This window comes from Alloacidobacterium sp., from assembly GCF_035631355.1.
GTDB lineage: Bacteria > Acidobacteriota > Terriglobia > Terriglobales > Acidobacteriaceae > Alloacidobacterium.
Window position 1 is genome coordinate 1 of record NZ_DASQIX010000001.1, and the last position, 19,675, is coordinate 19,675.

Annotated in this window: 15 protein-coding genes; 7 read left to right on the top strand and 8 right to left on the bottom strand. The window is 54.5% G+C overall.

From position 1 onward, the window contains the following. Both VEV40_RS00005 and VEV40_RS00010 read right to left on the bottom strand, forming a co-directional pair. A partial coding sequence (locus tag VEV40_RS00005; RefSeq protein WP_324829312.1) for a PQQ-binding-like beta-propeller repeat protein occupies nucleotides 1-1,652 on the bottom strand: 1,652 nt, incomplete at its 3' end. Nucleotides 1,653-2,127: 475 nt separating this feature from the next. Then, nucleotides 2,128-3,747, bottom strand: a complete 1,620-nt coding sequence (locus tag VEV40_RS00010) for an acyl-CoA dehydrogenase family protein (RefSeq protein WP_324829313.1) — start codon at nucleotides 3,745-3,747, stop codon at nucleotides 2,128-2,130. 196 nt (nucleotides 3,748-3,943) lie between these two features. Between VEV40_RS00010 and VEV40_RS00015 the strand changes: the two genes are divergently transcribed. Beyond that, on the top strand, nucleotides 3,944-5,377 hold the full coding sequence (locus VEV40_RS00015) for a hypothetical protein (RefSeq protein WP_324829314.1): 1,434 nt from the start codon (nucleotides 3,944-3,946) through the stop codon (nucleotides 5,375-5,377). A gap of 204 nt (nucleotides 5,378-5,581) precedes the next feature. Here VEV40_RS00015 and VEV40_RS00020 read toward each other — a convergent pair whose 3' ends face one another. The 4 genes from VEV40_RS00020 to VEV40_RS00035 are packed head-to-tail and all read right to left on the bottom strand — an operon-like array spanning nucleotide 5,582 to nucleotide 9,891. Next, entirely contained in the window at nucleotides 5,582-6,358 is a 777-nt protein-coding gene (locus VEV40_RS00020) for a hypothetical protein (RefSeq protein ID WP_324829315.1), read from the bottom strand. Nucleotides 6,359-6,372: 14 nt separating this feature from the next. Then, nucleotides 6,373-7,155 (bottom strand): HpcH/HpaI aldolase family protein, encoded by a 783-nt coding sequence (locus VEV40_RS00025; protein WP_324829316.1) that lies wholly within the window; start codon nucleotides 7,153-7,155, stop codon nucleotides 6,373-6,375. Then, nucleotides 7,152-8,225, bottom strand: coding sequence for an NAD(P)-dependent oxidoreductase (locus tag VEV40_RS00030; RefSeq protein ID WP_324829317.1), 1,074 nt, complete (start codon nucleotides 8,223-8,225; stop codon nucleotides 7,152-7,154). The genes VEV40_RS00025 and VEV40_RS00030 overlap by 4 nt, the downstream gene beginning before the upstream one ends. A gap of 16 nt (nucleotides 8,226-8,241) precedes the next feature. After that, the gene (locus tag VEV40_RS00035; RefSeq protein WP_324829318.1) at nucleotides 8,242-9,891 is read right to left on the bottom strand and encodes a DUF4038 domain-containing protein; all 1,650 of its coding nucleotides are present in this window, start codon (nucleotides 9,889-9,891) and stop codon (nucleotides 8,242-8,244) included. Nucleotides 9,892-10,059: 168 nt separating this feature from the next. Between VEV40_RS00035 and VEV40_RS00040 the strand changes: the two genes are divergently transcribed. From VEV40_RS00040 to VEV40_RS00060, 5 genes are all read left to right on the top strand, one after another. Further along, complete coding sequence (locus VEV40_RS00040; RefSeq protein WP_324829319.1) at nucleotides 10,060-10,875, top strand: SDR family oxidoreductase; 816 nt, start codon at nucleotides 10,060-10,062, stop codon at nucleotides 10,873-10,875. A 338-nt stretch (nucleotides 10,876-11,213) separates the two neighbouring features. Beyond that, the gene (locus tag VEV40_RS00045; RefSeq protein WP_324829320.1) at nucleotides 11,214-11,615 is read left to right on the top strand and encodes a BlaI/MecI/CopY family transcriptional regulator; all 402 of its coding nucleotides are present in this window, start codon (nucleotides 11,214-11,216) and stop codon (nucleotides 11,613-11,615) included. 42 nt (nucleotides 11,616-11,657) lie between these two features. Beyond that, nucleotides 11,658-13,019 carry a M56 family metallopeptidase gene (locus tag VEV40_RS00050; RefSeq protein ID WP_324829321.1) on the top strand — a complete coding sequence of 454 codons (1,362 nt, stop codon included), beginning with the start codon at nucleotides 11,658-11,660 and terminating at the stop codon, nucleotides 13,017-13,019. Nucleotides 13,020-13,529: 510 nt separating this feature from the next. Next, nucleotides 13,530-14,126, top strand: coding sequence for a response regulator transcription factor (locus VEV40_RS00055; RefSeq protein ID WP_324829322.1), 597 nt, complete (start codon nucleotides 13,530-13,532; stop codon nucleotides 14,124-14,126). A gap of 104 nt (nucleotides 14,127-14,230) precedes the next feature. Continuing rightward, nucleotides 14,231-15,247, top strand: a complete 1,017-nt coding sequence (locus VEV40_RS00060; protein WP_324829323.1) for a sugar phosphate isomerase/epimerase — start codon at nucleotides 14,231-14,233, stop codon at nucleotides 15,245-15,247. Between the two features lie 49 nt (nucleotides 15,248-15,296). On the opposite strand, the gene VEV40_RS00065 is transcribed toward VEV40_RS00060, so the two are convergent. Then, complete coding sequence (locus VEV40_RS00065; RefSeq protein ID WP_324829324.1) at nucleotides 15,297-16,415, bottom strand: aromatic ring-hydroxylating dioxygenase subunit alpha; 1,119 nt, start codon at nucleotides 16,413-16,415, stop codon at nucleotides 15,297-15,299. An 842-nt stretch (nucleotides 16,416-17,257) separates the two neighbouring features. On the opposite strand from VEV40_RS00065, the gene VEV40_RS00070 reads away from it, so the two are divergent. After that, a complete protein-coding gene (locus tag VEV40_RS00070; protein ID WP_324829325.1) occupies nucleotides 17,258-18,127 on the top strand; it encodes a dienelactone hydrolase family protein in 870 nt (289 codons plus the stop codon). Between the two features lie 127 nt (nucleotides 18,128-18,254). On the opposite strand, the gene VEV40_RS00075 is transcribed toward VEV40_RS00070, so the two are convergent. Continuing rightward, nucleotides 18,255-19,667 carry an amino acid permease gene (locus VEV40_RS00075; protein ID WP_324829326.1) on the bottom strand — a complete coding sequence of 471 codons (1,413 nt, stop codon included), beginning with the start codon at nucleotides 19,665-19,667 and terminating at the stop codon, nucleotides 18,255-18,257. Nucleotides 19,668-19,675 lie beyond the last annotated feature (8 nt).

A 19,675-nucleotide genomic window follows, 5' to 3' on the forward strand; every position in this document is an offset into this window, starting at 1 on the left:
GTAAGACTCACCGTCGCAGTGTTGTTGGCCAGATTCGGATCGGGCGTATCCGACATGGTGGCCGCATTTGCGGTAATCACTGTGCCTGCGGGCGCCGTCACTCTCACCGTCAATCGGACTGTCCACGTTGTGTTGGGAGCCATGCCGTCACCCTCGTGACAGACAATCTGCCCCGTTCCTCCATATGGAGGATGGGTGCACGTGCCCAAGCCCGGCGTACCCGAGATGCGGACGTAGTCGAAGGTAGTGCCTACTGGCACCTGCAAGCTGCTTAGCACCTCGCCCTCGGCAACATCCGGACCAAGGTTCCACACTGGAAACGCAAAGGTGAGCAGATCGCCCTGATGGACCGTTGTCGTAGATGGGAAGATCCGTAGGAACAGATCGGCACTTCCTACCGAAAACGCGTAAACATTACCCGTTCCACTGCCAATTCCATTGGGATTTCCCGCACGCATGTAAAGGACACCGTTCACGATTGCAGGCGAGGAAATCACCGTGCCTATGGCATCCACGTTGTTTGCCCTAGCATAGCTCCACAAGAGTGCGCCAGTGCTGGCGTTCAGCGCATATATGTTTGCTATCCCGCTGTTACCCGCGATATAAAGCACGCCATTCGCTACCGCAGGCGAGCTGAACAGCAATGGCAATTCGATAGTGTTGCTCCAGAGTTTGGCCCCGGTACTGGCGTTCAGCGCATATACGATACCCTCAGTGGCGCCGATGCCGGAGCCGATGTAAACGACCCCATTTGCAACGGCGGGCGAGGCAAACACGTAGGCTGGATATTTCCAAACCAGGGCGCCAGTGCCAGCATTAAGCGCGTACAAGTTGCCGTCGTCAGAGCCGATATAGACAATGCGATTCGCCACGGCAGGTGATGATTCAATAGGGGCTCCTGTTGTATAGCGCCACACCAGGCCGCCTGTCGCGGCGTTCAGCGCATAAACGTTGCCATCGCCGGAACCGATATAGACAATTCCGTATGCGACTGCGGGCGAGTTAAACACAGGCGACTGCACGTGGTAACTCCAGAGAATGGTGCCCGTCTTAGCGTCCAGTCCGTACATATGGCCATCCGCGGAGCCCACACACACCACTCCATTCGCTACTGCGGGAGACGAAGACATACTGAATCCATCTGTAGTCTGGATGCTCCACAACAGGGCACCTGTCGCGGCGTTCAGCGCATAAAGGCTCTTGGAATAGCCGGCCACGCCGATGTAAACCACTCCATCTACTACTGCGGGCGAGGATTGGGCTGGCCCGTCTGTGGCATAGCTCCACAGTTTGGCGCCTGTGCTGGCATTCAGCGCATACACGTTACTGTCGTCTGAGCCGAAATACACCACACCATTTACGATTGCCGGGGAGGATTCCGCACCGGACCCATAGATGCCGATGGGATTCTTCCACTTCACTTGCAAGCCACCAACATTGCCAACCCCCAGTGCAGTTTCATACGGATTCCAGCGCTGCATGTTGTCCCGGTGAAACTCTATCCAGTCCCCAGGCGAGGATGTAGTCTGAGCATTGGCGGATGTGCTTGCCGTGGCCAACATCAGCCACAGCGGCAGCATCGCAAGCATCAAGCCCACAGTTCTGAAAGGGCCTGTCTGCTTTCTATTAACGAGAGAGAGCGGGGGTTTCATGGCGCGGCCCTCCAGGGATTTCTTAGATTGGCAAGGAGCGGGCACGGCGCGTGCGATGGAGGCGTTGGGTTCCAGCCTCCTGAGATGAGCGAGGTGGCGTCTGCGTTCCGGGTTTCGGTAACCCAACGCCGAGCACTCTACTCTTTAGAGATGTGGCAGGCAAGAGGATTTCCACGATGGAAGGTCTATTGCCTATCGGGGAAGACGTGAACGGTATTCGTAGCACCAGTTGTCCCGTCCGAACGGAGATTCGCAGCCCAAACTCTTGATTTTGCGCTTTTGTTTTTCTAGAACATGCGCCCCCGCGGCGGCAGGCAAGCAAATCGCAGTGCCAATCCATCGGCAGGAGATTAGCTGGAAGAGTGACATTCGAAGGCTTGGCGTGGCCGCTGCAAGGCAGATGAAGAGCTAGCGACTTCCAGGGGAAAGATTCAGGCGGCTGTTGTCAAATTGACTGTGGCCCCATCATTCGCTATCAGCACAACCTCCTTAATAGCGCATCTCCGGTTAGCGAAGCCAGGTCGCTAAAAAGCATTTCCAAAGTCCCCTCTCTATCAGCCTCTGGCAAAGTAAGTTGTCGTTCTATACGCGCTTCCATCTCGTGCAGTTGTCCCTCCGGTGCGATCCCTGAAAGATGCTGAAACAGTAACCTATGTGCGCCTTTCTTTCGCATGACCTCCAAACCATCCAGCATCTGACGATGCGATGTTCCTTCCCAAATCGCAAGAATCATCGCCTCGCGTAACCAGCGCTCCGCGCGATATTCCTGCAGTGTTCCCATCCCACCGTGCACTTCCATCGCCCATTTGGCCGTCTGCAGAGCAAACTCTGCTGTCCAGTACTTCGCTAGGTGGGCTATCAAACGGAACAGATCATAGCTCTCCGAGTACGGCGGCTGCTCCCGCCATACCTTGTCGAGCAGACGTACAGATTCCCAGGCTAGCTTGAGAGCCGCTTGTAAGCCCTGCATACGTTCTTCGAACTGGCGCCGGAGTAAGGGATGCTCGATAACCGGTCTACCAAAGGCTGTGCGATGCTCAGCAAAGGAATAGGCATCCGCAATGGCTCTTTGTGCGAGCGCGACGCTGCCGACGCTGTTCGCCACGCGCGAGAGGTTTAGCACTTCCAGGATCAAATAGATTCCATGTTCCGCTTGTCCAAGGAGCCACCCCTCACTGTTGCGGAGCTCTATCTCACCGGTTGGTACCGAGCGTGTGGCGATCTTATTTTTGAGGCGGCGTATCAGATAGTTCAGCCGCCCGTCCTCACCACGACGCGGCACAAGGTATAGGCTCAACCCGCGCACAGTCTTCGGTGCGTCCTCGCCCCGAGCCGCGACCACCGCCAATTCGGCGCCCGCATTACTCGCGAAGTACTTGTCACCGGTTAGCCGCCATTTACTCCCATCCTGTTGCGCTTCGGTTTCGACTGCCGCACCCAGATCTGATCCGCCCTTGATCTCGGTCATCCAGGTTGCTCCCTGCCACACACGATCATCGTGCCGCAGCATGTTGGGCAAAAACCTTGCCTTCAACTCCGTCCCTCCATATTTAGAGAGCGGGGAAAGTGTCGACAGAGAAACCGTATACGGACATGCCAAGCCAGGGTCGTAGAAAGCAGTGGCGTAGAGCAAAAGGTAAGAAGGTATCAGCGAATTCTGCTCGACGGCTCGCCAGAGCACGCCTGCCCGATATCCATGTTGAAGCATACGCCAGTACTCGGGCGGGTAAAGGATTTCATCTACTCGCGCGCCCAGCTGATCGAACATGCGTAACCAGGGTGTCCCGGCGCGGTCCACCGCGTCTGAGATCCCTTGTCCTTCGCATTCGAACCAGGCTTCGTATTCCCGGAGCCAGTCCAGATTGGCAGAGATTCCACCCTGCTGTATAAATTGCACAGGAGAGCGCAAGACATCGAAGTTCATAGCCAGAGTTCTCTCACCCGGACGCGAATTTTGCAAGACTCGCTGCAATATCCAAATCAAAGTCGCGGTCGCTACTTGACCGTCGCCGAGTGAGATGTGGTTCAGCCTCTTGACGGACGAGACGATTTCGAGTGACGGGCAAAGAGAAAGTATTTCTTCAATTATTGCCAACAGACCTTAGGGCTTATTGAACGGCTCCGACTCGATGGGGCTCGTACTGGCATCTCTAGTGATTGATCGATTGCTTAAAAGAAGCCGATTTTTCGCTTGCCAATTTGGGACTTCAAGATCAGATACCATTTTCGAGTGTGGACTGTTGAGATCTCAACCAATCCTCTCGGCTTTCTTTGTCGCCGAATGATCGAATATGCTTAGTCGCCGCGGGTTTATAGGAAATGTGGTGAAGTATTGCGGCAGTGTGGTGCTTGGCTGCTCAAATCGTGCCATCGTCAATGCAAGTGATTCATCGGATACACCAAGGCTAAGTGGGGCGGCGGTGTCTGTCTCGAGTGACTTCATTGGCTTGGGCTATGAAATGTCTTCTGTTGCCACTCCAGGACTATTGAGTGTTGACAACCATCGTTATGTCAATTTGATCAAGGGGCTGGGGCCTGCAGGTGTTTTGCGTGCTGGCGGCATCGTTGCCGACTACACCCGTTACGAAGCAAATGGAACCTCGAAAGCAGAACGACAGAATACAGTCATTACGCGCACAGACCTGCAGCGGTTCGGCGAATTTCTGAAAGAGACCGGCTGGAGCGCGATCTGGAGTGTCAACTTCGCGCAAGGCAGCATCGAAGATGCGATCGTTGAAGCGCGCGCTGTAGCCGATGTTTTAGCGAGCCGGTTGCTGGCCCTTGAGCTTGGCAATGAAGTCGAGAATTACGCGCACGGTGAAAAGCCTTTCCGCAGGTCCCCGTACAACTACGAAACCTATCAAGCGGAGTACCAAAAGTGGCACGCTGCAATTGAGAAGGCGGTGCCCGGGACACGTTTTGCCGCCCCAGACACCGCCAGTTCGACGGAGTGGGTGGAGCGCCTTGCAAAAGACGCAAAGGGTGATGTGCAGCTACTGACAACACACTATTATCGAGGCAATCAGAAGTTCGGCACCGCGGAACAACTTCTCCACCCTGACCCCAGATTGAAAACGGTTCTGGAGCGGCTTCGTGCCACTTCTCAAAAGAGCGGGATCCCCTGGCGGATGTGTGAAACAAATTCGTTCTATGGTGGAGGCCGTCCAGGTGTGAGTGATACTTTCGCCGCAGTTCTATGGACGCTGGATTACATGCTTCTGCTGGCCGAGCACGGCTGCTCCGGCGTCAACATTGAAACGGGCGTCAACCAGTTGGGCTTCATCAGTTCCTACTCTCCCATCAAGGAAGATCGCAAAGGAATGAATATTGCGGGCCCTTCTTATTACGGCATGCTGGCGTTTGCTGTAGCCTTTGCCGATTGCAATGAAATCTTTCCGGTTCACATCGACACTCCCGGCGTCAACATAACAACCTACGTTCTAGGTTCGGCTGGAAGGGTACGTTCGATTGTCATTGTGAACAAGGACAATTTGCAGGATGCGCATTTTTCAACAAAAGAACTAGGGGTGGAGAGTGCCTATGCTCTCCGGCTTACTGCACCATTTGCAGACAGCAAGATTGGAATCATGTTCGGCGATTCTGCGATAGATCCCGACGGACGGTGGAGAGCGGAGACTAGAGAGAAGATTTCCAACGGAGCCGTAATCGTACCTCGAATGAGCGCTGTCGTGCTGTGTTCCACCAATCCGCGCGCGGCCTGGTAGTTAACCCCGATGATTTCTGCTGTTTGGCTTGAGAAAACGGACCTTCCCTTCGAAGTTGCCCGTTTTGGGCAGTCGGGAAGTTTGGATAATCGACGATCGCCAATAAACACATCATCGCCGAATCACACTGACGAAGGAATCTGTTACATAGGCCTCGCTATTTACAGGACTAATCGATTCCAATACGTGTGGCAGGCCGAAATCCTATGCCAGAATTCCATCGGGATGCCTCCTGAAAACCTCTGGATCATAAACGGAGGCATAGATATCCGCTTCCTTGCGGATCCGCGCCCACGTTGCATCCGCTTCCATCATGCTTTCCATTACGCCGAGATATCGTCGTGACTCGATATTGCCATACTTGAAGAAGGCATCGGTAATAATCACTTTGCCGCACTTCGTGTCGATAGAGACAGCAAGTGAAGAGCGATGATGGACACCAGCCCAAAATATACTGATGCCCGGTTGTATTTCGTCTTCATCCGCGAGTAGGCGGACTTTTTCCCATCCCTCATTTTGCAGATACTGATTCACGTCAGGAGGAATGCGCAAATGACGGGGAACGTGCAGGTGGTAGAAAGGAGCTTGAAAATCTTCAATCCATCCGCGGCGCGAGATTCCTATTGTTGCGTTGCGGAAGAGCGGAATGTTCGCTGTGGCATAAGCCTGCAACGGAGTGACCAGTACGGTGGAGATGTCGTCTGGAGTTAGGCCCTGCGAGCGCAGAATATTTTGTGGCAACTGATCCTCAGTGCGGACAATCTGCGCCTCTGGATAACCGAAGAAGTCGAGCCAGGCTCTGTTGATGATTGCAAGGTCCTGCGGAGGGCCGGTATTAATGAGAATATTCTGGTTACCACCACGAATAAGATAGATCAGAACGTTCATTTCTTCCCGTTGGTTCCAGCTTTCCATCCAATACACTTCCGGCCCGGGAACCCAGAACGTTCCGGCGTTGAATGCTTGTACGGAGAATTTCATGCCGTTCTATCCATTTACTTCTTGCGAACCGCAGTGGTGTGTTGCTCAACGTGCGTGCGAAACTCGCGGACGCCATCGAGAAATACATCAATATCACTGCCAAGGCTGATCACACGGAATCCTTTATTGATCCAATGCACCGCTGATTCGGCTGAAGGAGGTAGAAATCCGGGCGCGACACCGTGCCGGCTGCAGGCAGCGAGCAGCGCATCCATAGCAGCGAGAAAACGAGGATGCTCGAATTGGGCCGGGATACCCATTGAAACGGTGAGATCGAAGTGACCCATCCAGGCCACGTCGATTCCAGGTACGGAGACGATCTCATGTAGATTCTCGAAGGCCTTTTCCGACTCGAGCAGGACGATGACAGAAATCTCCTCGTTCGTTTTGGCAAAGAAGTCCGAACTGCCGGCGCGATAGAGATCGTGGGCCACGCCAAGAGCCACTCCTCGCCTGCCCATCGGAGGGTATTTTAGCTGGCTGACGATGTCTACAGCCTGAGCCCTCGTTTCTACTCGAGGCACCATAACGCCTCGCGCGCCAATGTCCAGAACGCGGGACAAAGGAGCATAGGACAAATCTGGAACTCGTGCAATCGGAATGATGTCACTTCCACGGCATGACGCGATCATCTCCGCCAGCAGAGTAATGTCACAGCGTCCATGCTCCATGTCATAGATCACGAAATCCAGTTCGCATCCAGCGAGCATGGGTCCGATGCCGGGCGTGAAGAGTTCAAGAGCCATCTGGCCCAGAAGTACATCTCCCTGACGGAGACGCTGCCTGAAGGTATTCATGCAGTACGGCCTTCCGCTGCAAATGCAGCTTTATATTTCGCAAGCTTCATCCGGAAATTCGGCTGGTTCAGCACCTGAGCGTTTACCACGTTCTCAGGGACCTCGCCGCGATAGATTGCGAGAGCACCCTCGCAATCTATGCGTCCCATGTCGCGGAAGAGCTCCTCAGTCCAGGCAATGGAATGCGAACTGAGAATCACATTTTCCATTCGCAGTAGAGGAGAGTCCGCACTGAGAGGCTCTCTCTCAAAGACATCGAGCGCAGCAGCGGCAATTCGGCCATTTTTCAGCGCGTCAATTAATGCTGCTTCATCCACGATCGGTCCGCGAGCTGTGTTGATGAGCACAGCGTCCGGCTTCATCAGCGCGAATTGTTGCTTGCCTAACAAGCCGCGCGTCTGCGGGGTGAGCGGGCAATTGACAAGGACATAATCTGACATGTGCAGGAGTTCGTCGAGAGCTACCAGTTCCACGCCGAGCAGCGCCGCGCGCTCGGGACTAACGTAGGGATCAAATGCGAGGAATCGTCGGACATCGAAAGAGCCAAGGAGGCGCACAGCTTCTGATGCGATGTTGCCGAGGCCGATGGTGCCGACAACACGTTGGCGCGGTTCGCGCCCAAGCCTGCGCGTGCTTTCAGCCCAGCGGCCTTCCCGGATCACGCGATCCTTCATTACGAGATTGTGAGACAAGGCGAGCACAAAAAGGACAATGGATTCCGCGACGGGACGTACGACCCCACCGGGGGTGATGAAGACCGCGATGCCATGTTCAGTACAGGCGTTCAGATCGACATTGTCATAACCTACGCCACAACGTCCGATCGCGCAAAGTTGCGAGATTCCCTGCAGAGACTGCGCCGTGATCTTCGGCTTCAAGGAAATGAGCACGTCACAGCCCATTAATTGCTCGGACGAGTATTCGGATCGATATTCCTTGAGGAATCCGTAAGAGACTTCCGGAACGCTATCGAGAACAGATAAGCCAATATCCGGAAAAATAAGCCGACCTTTTTCGTCGCAGAAATCCGCGGAAAGCGTAACTCGAAATCCGGGTTTTGGATGAGGCATTGCTGTTACCAGGACGTCATGCTTTGTGCTCAAGAACGATGACCCAATCGCGGAAAATGGGGAATTCCGGGGCCTTCCATATTCCGCCGTTATCCGGGCTGATGTTTCCGACTTGCACTTCGGTTCCGTCGCTCGGATTGAAAAAGAATGCTTTATAGGTTGCGGCTTGAAGTTGATGAAATGTGATTGCTTTGAAACCCATGGGAGAAAAGACGATGATGGCTTCTCCGGGAATTGCGCCCGCGAAGGGCTGCCAGTAGTCTGTATTGCTCCAGCGCGGCTCAATGGAATCTGACTTGGGTTCAAGCTTCCACCATGAATAGCGAGTCAGCAGGCCTTTGGCGAGGCCGAGTTGACCCGATCCGGGAAGCTGTGCGGCAATATCCCACGCCGGACCTCCCCAGGAGTGGCCATGTGGTGACATGCCATAGGGTTGTTGTCGTGTATTTATCTGCCAGATACCGTTAGCGCCGTAGGTGTGTCCGCCATCCCCACTCAGGATGGCCGACCAGAACATGAACCGTTGCACCTCCTGGCGGCTCGCTTCCATGATGCCTTCATAGCAGACCTCTCCAACCAGAACGGGCATTTTGGGATTCGCGGCAAGGGAACGATTGATGGTTTCGATCGTGTTCGGGATGCTTTGGCGATCACTATGGCCGGTCTGCAACATGTCGAAGTCAAGCACAGCAGGATCATCCACGCAGAGGCGTGCGCTGTTTGGGGGATGAATGGTGATTGGATGATGGTGCGGATCGGTCGAACGGACGAAGCGCGCCAGTTCCGTCAGGCCATGCTTTTGTATCGCTGCATCCTGTTCCTTCGTTTTCGAAAGGTAGTAAGGCATGGTGCCTTCACCCGCAAGACACCAGACAACTGGATATGCGCCCCAGCGTGCGATGAGATACCGCCAATGCTGCTTGGCTTTCGGCATGCCCATGCGAGGAATGAAATATCCCCAAAACCCAACGATGCAGGCGGCAAGACCGCTATCCGCAAGATGCTGAATGCGAACATCGGCCATGTCAAAATACGCAGGGTTGATGCACGAGAAATCAGGTTCCCATGGAAATCCAGCCTCGTTTGCGCCGCGTGCATCGAAAGGCTCCATGTCAGGATAGAGGCCCGCCACGATTTGCACGATGGTAAAGCCCTTCTGCACACGATCAGCAGTCAGCGTCTCAAAACCGTCTGGCCAGCTAAGGCGCTTACACAGTCCCATCCACCATGTATCGCCCAGCCAAAAGAAGGGGGTGCCATCGGCGTGCTGAAAGTGACGACGGTCTTCCGCGACTCTGAGCGCGCCATGCTTGTAATGAGGATTTTGCCCGGTGTATACATCGACGTGCAAAGTCGATACGCGATCGTTAAGATCATGGTTTGCGGTGTCATTACAGGCAGATCGGATCTTGTAGACGCCCGGTCCAGGCGGCGCATAGCGCACACGCCATGTAGAACCGCCCGCCCAGAATCCGGGCACTCGTTCTTCCTGACCGGACTGTAGAGTGATGATGGCATCCACATCGACCTGATTAAACGGATCGGAGTATTGCTTTCCTGTGGTGTAAGACCATTCTGTAGGCATGCAGGAAGTGCCAACGCGATCCTGTCCAAAGACCGGGCCAACTCCAGCGTCAGCCGCCGCACTTATGGCGAGCGTTTTCACAAAAGATCGCCTCGACATTCTTCCGAACATTAAGAATGCCTCCTTGCACCGCCAAATCAAACCATCCGATAATCAGGGTCGGGTGGCTTCGATGTCAAGGCTCTCACACGTCCATGACTAGATCTAATTGCTGCTAATCTTGCTATTTGTTTCGACGTGTGGTGATAAATGGACCATGAAGACAATCAAACGAATCGGCGAATGAGGCTGCGCGGAAAGATTGCGATCGTTACTGGCGCAGCGAGCGGCATTGGCAGGGCAAGCGCGATAACCTTTGCTCGCGAAGGCGCCAGAGTAACCGCTGTCGATATAGATGAGCAGCACGGCATAAAAACTGTCGAAGAAATTCTGGCCGACGGTGGTGAGGCAATTTTTGAGCGGACGGATGTAGCCAACGAACCTGATGTTAAGAAAATGGTGCAGGGTGCGATTACCCGCTGGGGTAAGATCGATATCTTGTTCAACAATGCCGGGATAGTGCTCGCGAAGCCACTCGAAGACACGACTGAAGAAGAGTGGGACCGCCTGATATCAATCAATTTGAAGGCGGCATTTCTCGCAATCAAGCATGTTGTACCGCACATGCGCCGTAGTGGGGGCGGCGCCATTTTAAACACCGGGTCTATTGGGAGCATGGTGGGCCAGGTGGGTACGCCTGTCTACAGCGCCTCGAAGGGAGCGATCGCGCTCCTCACGAAATCTCTCGCCCTGGATTATGGCAGAGACGGCATCCGTGTAAATTGCCTATGTCCTGGTATTACGGACACGCCAATGCTTCGCGATCACTTGGGTCATGGCGCTCAAGGAGAAGCACGTATCCGGGATCGTTTATCGCGGGTCCCGCTCGGAGCCATTCTTAAACCTGAAGATGTGGCCCAGGCTGCACTTTACCTTGTTTCTGATGACGCCATCGGAATAACAGGGATTATGCATGTTGTTGATGGAGGTCTTCTCGCAGCAGCAGAATTCAACGCCCCCGTCTGATTCTATGTACAGTGAAACATTGAGAGAGCGTTTGCAATTTTACCAAGAGATCGGCCCGGTTCATGAACTCACAACAAGGCAATCGCAAAAACGTCGTAGACAGGTGAAGTCCAGAAAACAATTGTGTACGTAGTAGTCAGCCCCGCGATTTCTATCCGGCTCGCGTGCAACTTCTACCTAGAGTCCAACATATCCCGCTCGTTTATATCGAGCTTGGAGACATGAACACTCTTATTTATTGCACTTTTGAAAACGCTCGATGTGGTCAGAATAGGTGTGTATGTGATTTCAAGAGCTGTTGATCTTATGAGAGCTTTTGTTGGAGAATCTCTCTATAGATGGCAAAGAAGCATCAAAGCCAGAAGGTAGAACTTCCCACGCCAGGAGAGCTGCGCTTGTTGCGGGTTCTGTGGCGAATTCGCGAAGGAGCCATTGAGGACATTGTGCAGGCATCCGGCGAGGATCCCCCGCCTAATTACAAAACTGTTCAAGCCTGGCTCCGGATCATGGAGCGCAAAGGACAAGTGGATCACCGACAAGAGGGCCGGGCGTTTGTCTTCCGCCCACTGATCAACCGCGGCGACCTCCACAAGCTTTCCATTCGTAACTTGCTGACCAGGTACTTCACGGGCTCCCGGGCGGAACTGCTCGTGGCGCTCTTGAGCGATGAGCGCATCAGTCGCAAGGAATTGGGCAAGCTCGAGGGATTAATCCAAAATCGACGTAGGGAGCTGTCGTAGGCCAACATCGGAGTTCGATTCACACCCAAGGCCTGAAGCCAAATGAGTAGTGAGACTGCATCGGCGCTTTCGAGTCTGTGGTTCACGTATGTGGTTCAGTCTGCGGCTGGATACATGCTCTTGTGGCTCCTGTGCCGGTTCGTCCGGGATCCTAAATTCCGATTTTGGCTATGGGGAGTCTTTCTCGGAGGAATGGTGGCAGCATGGTTAGGTTTGCTTCCCCTCTCCCGTTTGTCAGCCTCAGGTGCCTCCGTTAGCGCGGCCTTTCCAGGTGTTGCAGAGACACATTGGTCGTGGGCGCTCAATTTTGATTTCACACCCTACTTTTCGACAATTCTGTCCGGCTTGTGTTGGACATATTTGGCTATCCTCGCTCTCTCCTTGCTCAGCTTTTGCGCCCGATTCTGGCAATTAAAAACTCTCTTACGGACTTCACAACCTCCCTCCGATTCACTTTTGTCCCTTTTCGAATCCGTCCGTACGGGTGTTCAAGCACCTCATTGTGAATTGCGGCTGGTCCCGCGCCTCGGCTCGCCTGCCGCTGCCGGGTGGAGACACCCCCAAATCCTATTGCCCAACGAGTACCTCTCTCGACTTGAGACGCCACAACTCATGGGCATTCTCAAGCATGAATTAATGCATGTTCGGCGACGGGATTATCTCTGGGACAGACTTGCCACTGTTGGCTGTTATCTTGTTTTCTTCCATCCTGCAGCGTGGCTTGTTCGACGTCACCTGCGTTGGGATCGCGAATTGATCTGCGATGAAGCCTCAGCAGATCGCTCGGATGCATGCCGCCTCGACTATGCGGCGTGCCTGACGACCTTGGCAAGTTGGCGGCTTTCCGGAGAAGGGTTCGCCGGTCCGATAGATTTTCTTTCCTCGCCCTCTTTACTCTCCACAAGGGTTCGCGCGATGGTATCGCCACCCAATCTGGATTATTCCGCGAACAAAAAGGCTGCGTTCGCATGCCTTGCCGCGGTCTCACTCTTCCTTGCGATAAGGCTGGTGCCGGAAGCGACCTTTACTCCTTCTCCCACCTTGTCTGCAATTGCACTGCCACCACAGACGGCAGATTCGATCCCGGAATCTCCACACCGGCCTCAACCGGTCTCGTATGCCGAGCCAAAGCGCGTGTTACAACGACATATGTCGACGGTTTCAAAAGCCAAGGTTCGGCACATACAGTCCCAGTTCGCTTCTTCCGTGCCGAAAATCCCAGGTGGTCTCTTGTCGGTCTCGGGTTCATCTCGACCGCAAACCCAGCCCGAGCCTAAACGACGCCCCGCTCTATGGCGTTTCATCCCGAAATTCGGTGGTTGGGCAATTCACTCCGTTAAAGCAGGCTTCTCCAAAGTCGGATCTCAGCTTGCCGGCAATAGGCCTCAGAAGGATCAATCCTGACAGTTCTCGTCCGCGACAACGAAGTTGGGTTCTGGCTACATATCTAAACCATCGATAGCCGCCTTGCTAGCGAGGGCCTCACTTGACAAAGAAGTCTTAAACGCGTTAAGACTTAAGCAATAAAGTCTTAACGCGTTTAAGACTTGATAGCCAGGCAGCGACTTGTACAGGCCACTCCTGAATTAATAACCCGGGTTACACAACTGTTGTGCATACATACGTGTTTCTCGGGTTAGAGGTAGCTGTGTGACGCCAGCATCGGAAACGGCAAATACTCGCCTGAGTCAGCGTGTCCAGGAATCGGGGTCACACCGAACAGCACATGCTGTCTTCGCCGCAGCGCCGATTCCAGGATCAGAAGTTGCAGCCAAAACCAGCAAACATCTGGCAGGCCTTCACGTGGAAAGCCTGCAAAGAGTCCCTGTGGAAAGTCAGAACCATGACGGTCCAACGGACACAGTGCACCTGCGGCTTCTCATTTCAGATAGGACGGCTCTGGAATGTGAACTCATGCTCCTTAACCTGAGCCGACATCGCGATTTGATTGGCAGCGCGGCACAGGCGACCAGTAGCGCTGAAGTGGAGCAGGTTGCCCGAGCACAACAGCCAGAGATTGCACTCATCAGTGCCGCTCTGAGCGATGGTCCGCTTGCAGGTTTTCGCGTCCTTCCAACCTTGCATAGTCTTCTGCCGGAATGCCGCGTCATTGTACTGTTGGACGATACCAATGAAGAGTTGGCGCTCGACGCATTCCGAGCTCATGCACGGGGCGTTTTTCATCGTTCAGACCCTATGGAGCAGCTCGTTAAGTGCGTCGACAAAGTACGCCAAGGGGAAGTGTGGGTTCAGCCGGGAGAATTGCGTGCTGTATTTGACGCTTTTGCAGAATGCTCAACCTTCTGCAGCGCAAGGTCTACGAATGTGCAACTGAATGACCGAGAACTGAAGGTTGCGCGCCTTGTCGTCGAGGGGCAAACAAATCGACAGATCGGAAGGCGCTTGAACCTGAGCGAGCACACAGTCAAGAACTACCTGTCCCGTATGTTTGAAAAGGTCGGGGTTCGCAGTCGTGTAGAACTTGCTGTTTTGATGATGAACGATCATTGACCTTCGCCTCATTCGTTGCTGTCCGTATCGTTCGACGTGCCCTATATAATTCTGCAGGGCAGTGACCTGATCGAAGGATTGCGCCGAATATAGGAGATGAGGCTATGGAGAGCGAAGGCTCGTTTTGGAATCGGCGCGATTTCTTAAAGGTAGGCGGGACATCCGCGGCTGCGCTGGGCATGGTAGGAGCAAAGGCTGCGACGGCACAGGAGCATGCAGGGCAGACGGCTATGCCAGCAGATACGCCCTACCCCAAGCTCTCCATCATCACCCCGTACTCGCCGGAGAAGCTCGCCTTTGCAGCGCAAGCCGGTTACGAAGGGGTGGTGCTGACGCCGAGTCCGAACTTCAACCCTGATCTAAGCGACAGCGCCATCGATCAGGTTCTGGCCGTGGCGCGCAACGCAGGCATTCGCATTATCAGTATTGAATTCTTCGGCCCCAACCACACGGACCCCGATGCAGGCAAGCGCGCAACTGCGAATGCCGAGTTCGTTCGCGCCCTGGAATTTTGCCATCGCCTGGGCTGCAAGTTTGTTGGAACCTTCAGCGGTGGGATGCCCGGCGCCAGCATGGAAGATCAGGCCAAAGCCTTCGCCGATGTCTTCAACGGAAAATACCTGCCCGTTTGCGAAAAACTCGACGTGTCAATGGGATGGGAAAATTACCCAAACGTTGGCAATTTCGCTAGCATTCCAGCTGCGATGCAGGCCGTCTTCAACCTCGTGCCGAGCAAGCGGCTGGGGCTGGAATTCGATCCTTCGCATTTCGTGCGGCAGTACATTGACCCGATCAGCGTGGCGTGGCAGTTCAAAGATCGCATCCTCGCCGTGCATGCCAAAGATACCGAGATCATCCAGCCGGTGCTGCAACAGGTGGGCATTCACGGGCATGGATGGTGGCGTTACCGTATCCCTGGACAGGGCATCGTGAACTGGCCGGAGTTCCTCACAGTGCTGCTGCAAATCCAGTTCAAGGGCGGCATCGCGGTGGAACACGAGGACGAATTCTGGGATGCACCACACAGCGGCAACCTTCCCGACTTCCCGCAGCAGCGCAAGGATGGATTCATCCTGGCACGGCGTTTTCTGGGACAGTATCTGCCGGGACGGCTGGCATAACCACTTCGGTAGGTGCCCTCCTGAAAGGGCGATAAGCTATGACAGAGTCTCAGCAGCTTGAATTTCCCGCTCGCCGCAGGTCCATCGCCAGAAGTCGATGAAACAGATGTTCCGCAGCCTCTCGCCGTACAGATAGCCGTCCCATTCCATACGCGCGCGAGCGCAGACCCCGCTGCACGCTTTCACAAATATCTACATCCTCGTCCTGGATGCGATCACTTACGGCCATGCTCCTGGTGTTCGCCGGCAGCGCGGCATTGCTCGTATCCTTGAAGAAAAAATCGAACTGCACAAGGCAGCGGTCCGTCGCCAGCGGTAGCACAAGGTTAGTGTCCATCAGGTCTTCGTAGATATTGATCATGAAGTTGGGATATAGCCAGTAATAGTAAGCGCGGTCGCCGGTGCGTGTCGCGGCAAACGATTCGTGTTCTTCTGAATTCACCATCGGGCTCGTTTGCAGGGAATAGTGCTCCCCGTTCTCAATCGTGTACTCCTTGTAATCGAGCACACTGCTCAGGCCTTTGTGCAGGTGAGGCACGTGGTAGCCGCCGTCGAGATAGTTGTCCACATAGACCTTCCAGTTACATGCGAGTGTGTAGGTCTTGCGCGCGAAAAATTGAAGATTGGGTAAGTCGAGCGGTACCACGCGCCCTGGCAAGTCACCGAGAAGAGCAATGAGGGGGGGTGCGCCACGGTCGAAAGTGACGAAGACGAAGTGCTCCCAGGTCTCTACGCGGATAGGAATAAGCCCATTGGCTCCGCGATCGAAGTTGCACACGCCCGTAAATTCCGGAGCGCCTTTCAGCGACCCGTCTAGTCCATAGGTCCATCCGTGATAAGGACAGCGCAGGTATTGTACGGTTCCGGACGGCACATTCGCGACAGCAGCCGCGTGATGGCGGCAGACATTAAAAAAGGCTCGCAGTTCGCCATCTGATCCGCGCACGACTACAAGCGGCTCGCCCGCAATTTCAACCGTAAAGAACTGGCCCTCCACTGCGACCTGGTCGATCCGGCCAACGGCGATCCAGTTCCTGCCGAAGACCTCTTCGCGCTCAACCTCCTCGATGCGCTGATCCAGATACCACCCAGCGGGAATTGTATACGCTTCCTCAAGCGGGGCTGCAGCATTATACAAATCCAGTAATTCTGTGACAGATTGGGTCATGAGTTGTTCCTTTCAACTGCACGATAGATGACGGCATCTTTCCGTTCATTGAGCGGAGATATCGGATTGCTGTCTGCTGCGACTTGAACGATAGATTGCAACACAGGCGGTCAGCAGCACAAGCGTCATCACGACTTTGAAAAGGGTACGGGCGGGATGCGTGTCGTCTCCGCAGGAAAGAGCGATAGAACTATGGTGCAAGCTGTAGATAAAAAGCCGATGCACGCGAGCACAATGATGGTGCGTTCGCCGCCCCGGTAGACTTGCATTTGTTGCAGCTTTACCGACTGCAACGAGATCCTTCTGGTCGACATCGATACTCAGGGCGGCTTATGTTCTGGGAGCGGGTGGAAGGCCACGCTCGTCCGTCATTGTGATCAAGGACAATCTGTAGGATGCACTTCTTTCGACCGAAGAACTAGCAATGGACGAGACTTTTGTTCTCCGGCTAAGTACTCAATACGTAGACAGTAAGACCGGAATTACGTTCGGCGATTCCGCGGTGGACGCGGATAGACAATAGAGGACTAGGATATAGAGAGACGATTGGCGATCGAGCTGTGATCGTATCGCGAATGAGTACTTTTGTGCTTCGTACCACAGATCGGTATCCACACGCCTAGATAGTCGACCTCGATTATTTCGGCAGTTGAATCCTGAGAAAGGCGCTTCGTCTCCCCTGCGAGCTTCTTCGAACTGCACTTCGCTCCTGTGCGTTGCAGTCGAGCCAGATGTGGCCTTCACAACGGTTTGAGGCGAGTACAGGAATGCATCGACAACAGGACTTCAGTTCAGTCATACTGCCGATTCAAAAAAAATGGACAGGGAGAGAGACCCAGCATATGTGCGATGACTTTATTCATCAAGGCGTGACGCATGATCCGACCGTCTCAAGGCGTGCTTTTATCGTCGGTTCAGCAGCTACGGTGGTACTGAGTTCGGCTATCGGAACGGCTGAGGCTAAGGTTGTGGAGAAGGATGTGAATGTGACAATGTCTTCGGGCGGCGTGTCGGATTCGGCACTCTTCTACCCTGAAGGTAAGGGATCGTGGCCAGCGGTATTGATATGGACAGACATCCTGGGGTTAAGACCCATCTTTCGCGAGATGGGACACAGGCTTGCCGCCGAGGGCTATGTGGTGCTGGTACCGAATCCGTTCTATCGCAATGCGAAGGCGCCGGTTGTGGATGGTTCGTTTGACTTCTCGAAGCCGGAGGACCGCGCAAAGGTGATGCCTCTGGCGGCAGCGCTGACGGCAGACGCCAACATCAGCGATGCGAAGTCGTACACCGATTTCTTGGATCAACAACCGCAGACCGATAAGAACAAGAAAATGGGCGTCCAAGGGTACTGCATGGGCGGTCCGCTGACGTTCCGCACGGCAGCGACCGTTCCGAACCGCATTGGCGCTGCGGCGACATTCCATGGCGGCGGACTCGTTACTGACAAGCCAGACAGTCCACATCTGCTGATTCCCAGGATGAAGGCTGAGGTACTGTGTTGCGTGGCGGCCAATGACGACAAGCGTGATCCATTGGCGAAAGACAAGCTGAAAGAGGCATTTGCGGAGGCTCATCTGAGGGCAACTGTGGAGGTTTTTGAAGGCTGCAACCACGGGTGGACTGTGCGCGGAAGCCAGGTTTACAACGAAGCGGGCGCGGAGAGAGCGTGGTCAGAGCTGACGGCGTTGTACAAGCGGAATCTTAAATAGGCAGAGTTTGAGCGCTAAATATGGGTGCCACCCTTTTCACTGAGCTCTGAGCAGTTGGAGATTAGGTAGAGCGCATCATCTGGAAGTGCCCAATCGTTTCGCGATCTCAACTATTCACTTTTAGATATCAAGAGAGCGCATTCAGAGCTGTCCCTCCTTTGCTTCGGTTCCTACGCTTCGCCGTCCAGCAGAAGACAGTAATCACCAGCAGAAACGCGGTGAAACTCGGAACCGAGTATTCCAGGTCCTCCACCTGGTAGGTGCTGATAGCGATGGCCGCGAGAGCGATCAGGGCCGCAATCTGCGGGTAAGGCGAGAACGGCAGGCGGATAGGGAGCTGTGCCAGACGATCTTTCCCAATTGAGCGACGAAAGGACAAATGAGCGAGCAAGATGATGCTCCAAACGAAAAACATGCCAGCTACAGCGACGCCGTAAAGCAGCAGGAATGCTCGGCCAGGAACGAAGATGGCCAGCAGGATGGCGGCGACCATGCCAGCGGCCGAAACCATCAGGGCAGCATAGGGTACGCCGTTCCTGCCCAGGTTGCTGAGAGCCTTCGAGAGATAGCCGTCATGAGACAGCGAAAAGAGTGTCCGGCTAGTGGTGTAGAGATTGGTGTTCGCGCTTGAAAGAGCGGCGGTGATGACAACTACATTCATGATCTTCGCAGCGTACGGAATGCCGACTTTCGCGAAAGCCAGCACAAAGGGACTGCCAGTGATGCCGCTGCCCATCCTGTCCCACGGAGTCATCGAGAGCATCACCGTGATAGAGAGCACGTAGAAGAGAATGAGCCGAAGGATGACGGTCCGCATGGCGTGAGGAATGGTCTTTTCGGGTTGCAAGGCCTCGCCAGCGGTGATGCCGATGATTTCCACTCCCATGTAACTTGTCAGCGCGAGACTCAACGCAAGCCCGACACCTTTCAGGCCACTGGGAAGAAATCCTCCGTGGGAGACGAGATTTGAGAATCCAATGGCGCGCGCAGGGCCGGCGCCGAAGATCAGTCCGAGGCCGACGAGAATGAAGCTCACGATAGCGATCACCTTGATGATGGCGAACCAGTATTCGAATTCACCAAAGTTGCCGACATGCAGCCTATTGACTGCGATCAAACCGACCGAGACTCCAACCACCCAAATCCATTGCGGAACCGTCGGAAACCAGAGGGAAAAGTAAATTGCAACGGCCGTGACCTCCGCGCCGATGGCCAGGATTTGAACGAATGCGTAGGTAACACGAACCGTGAAGCCGGACCACTCATTCAAGTATGTCTGCGCATAGACGCCAAAAGAGCCGGGGACGGGATGTGTGACGGCCATCTCCGCAACCGAGTAAGCGACGATAAGAGCGATGATGGCGCTAAATAGATAAGAGAGGATGACGCCTGGTCCGGCAAGCCGGATCGTGACTGAGCTGCCGAGAAAAAGCCCGACTCCGATCGCACCGCCAATCGTCATCATGGTGAGTTGGCGTTGCGTGAGCGCGCGGTTGAGTTTGGGAGACGTCTCCGGCCAGTTGGCGAGATGGAAAGCCATCGGCGCCC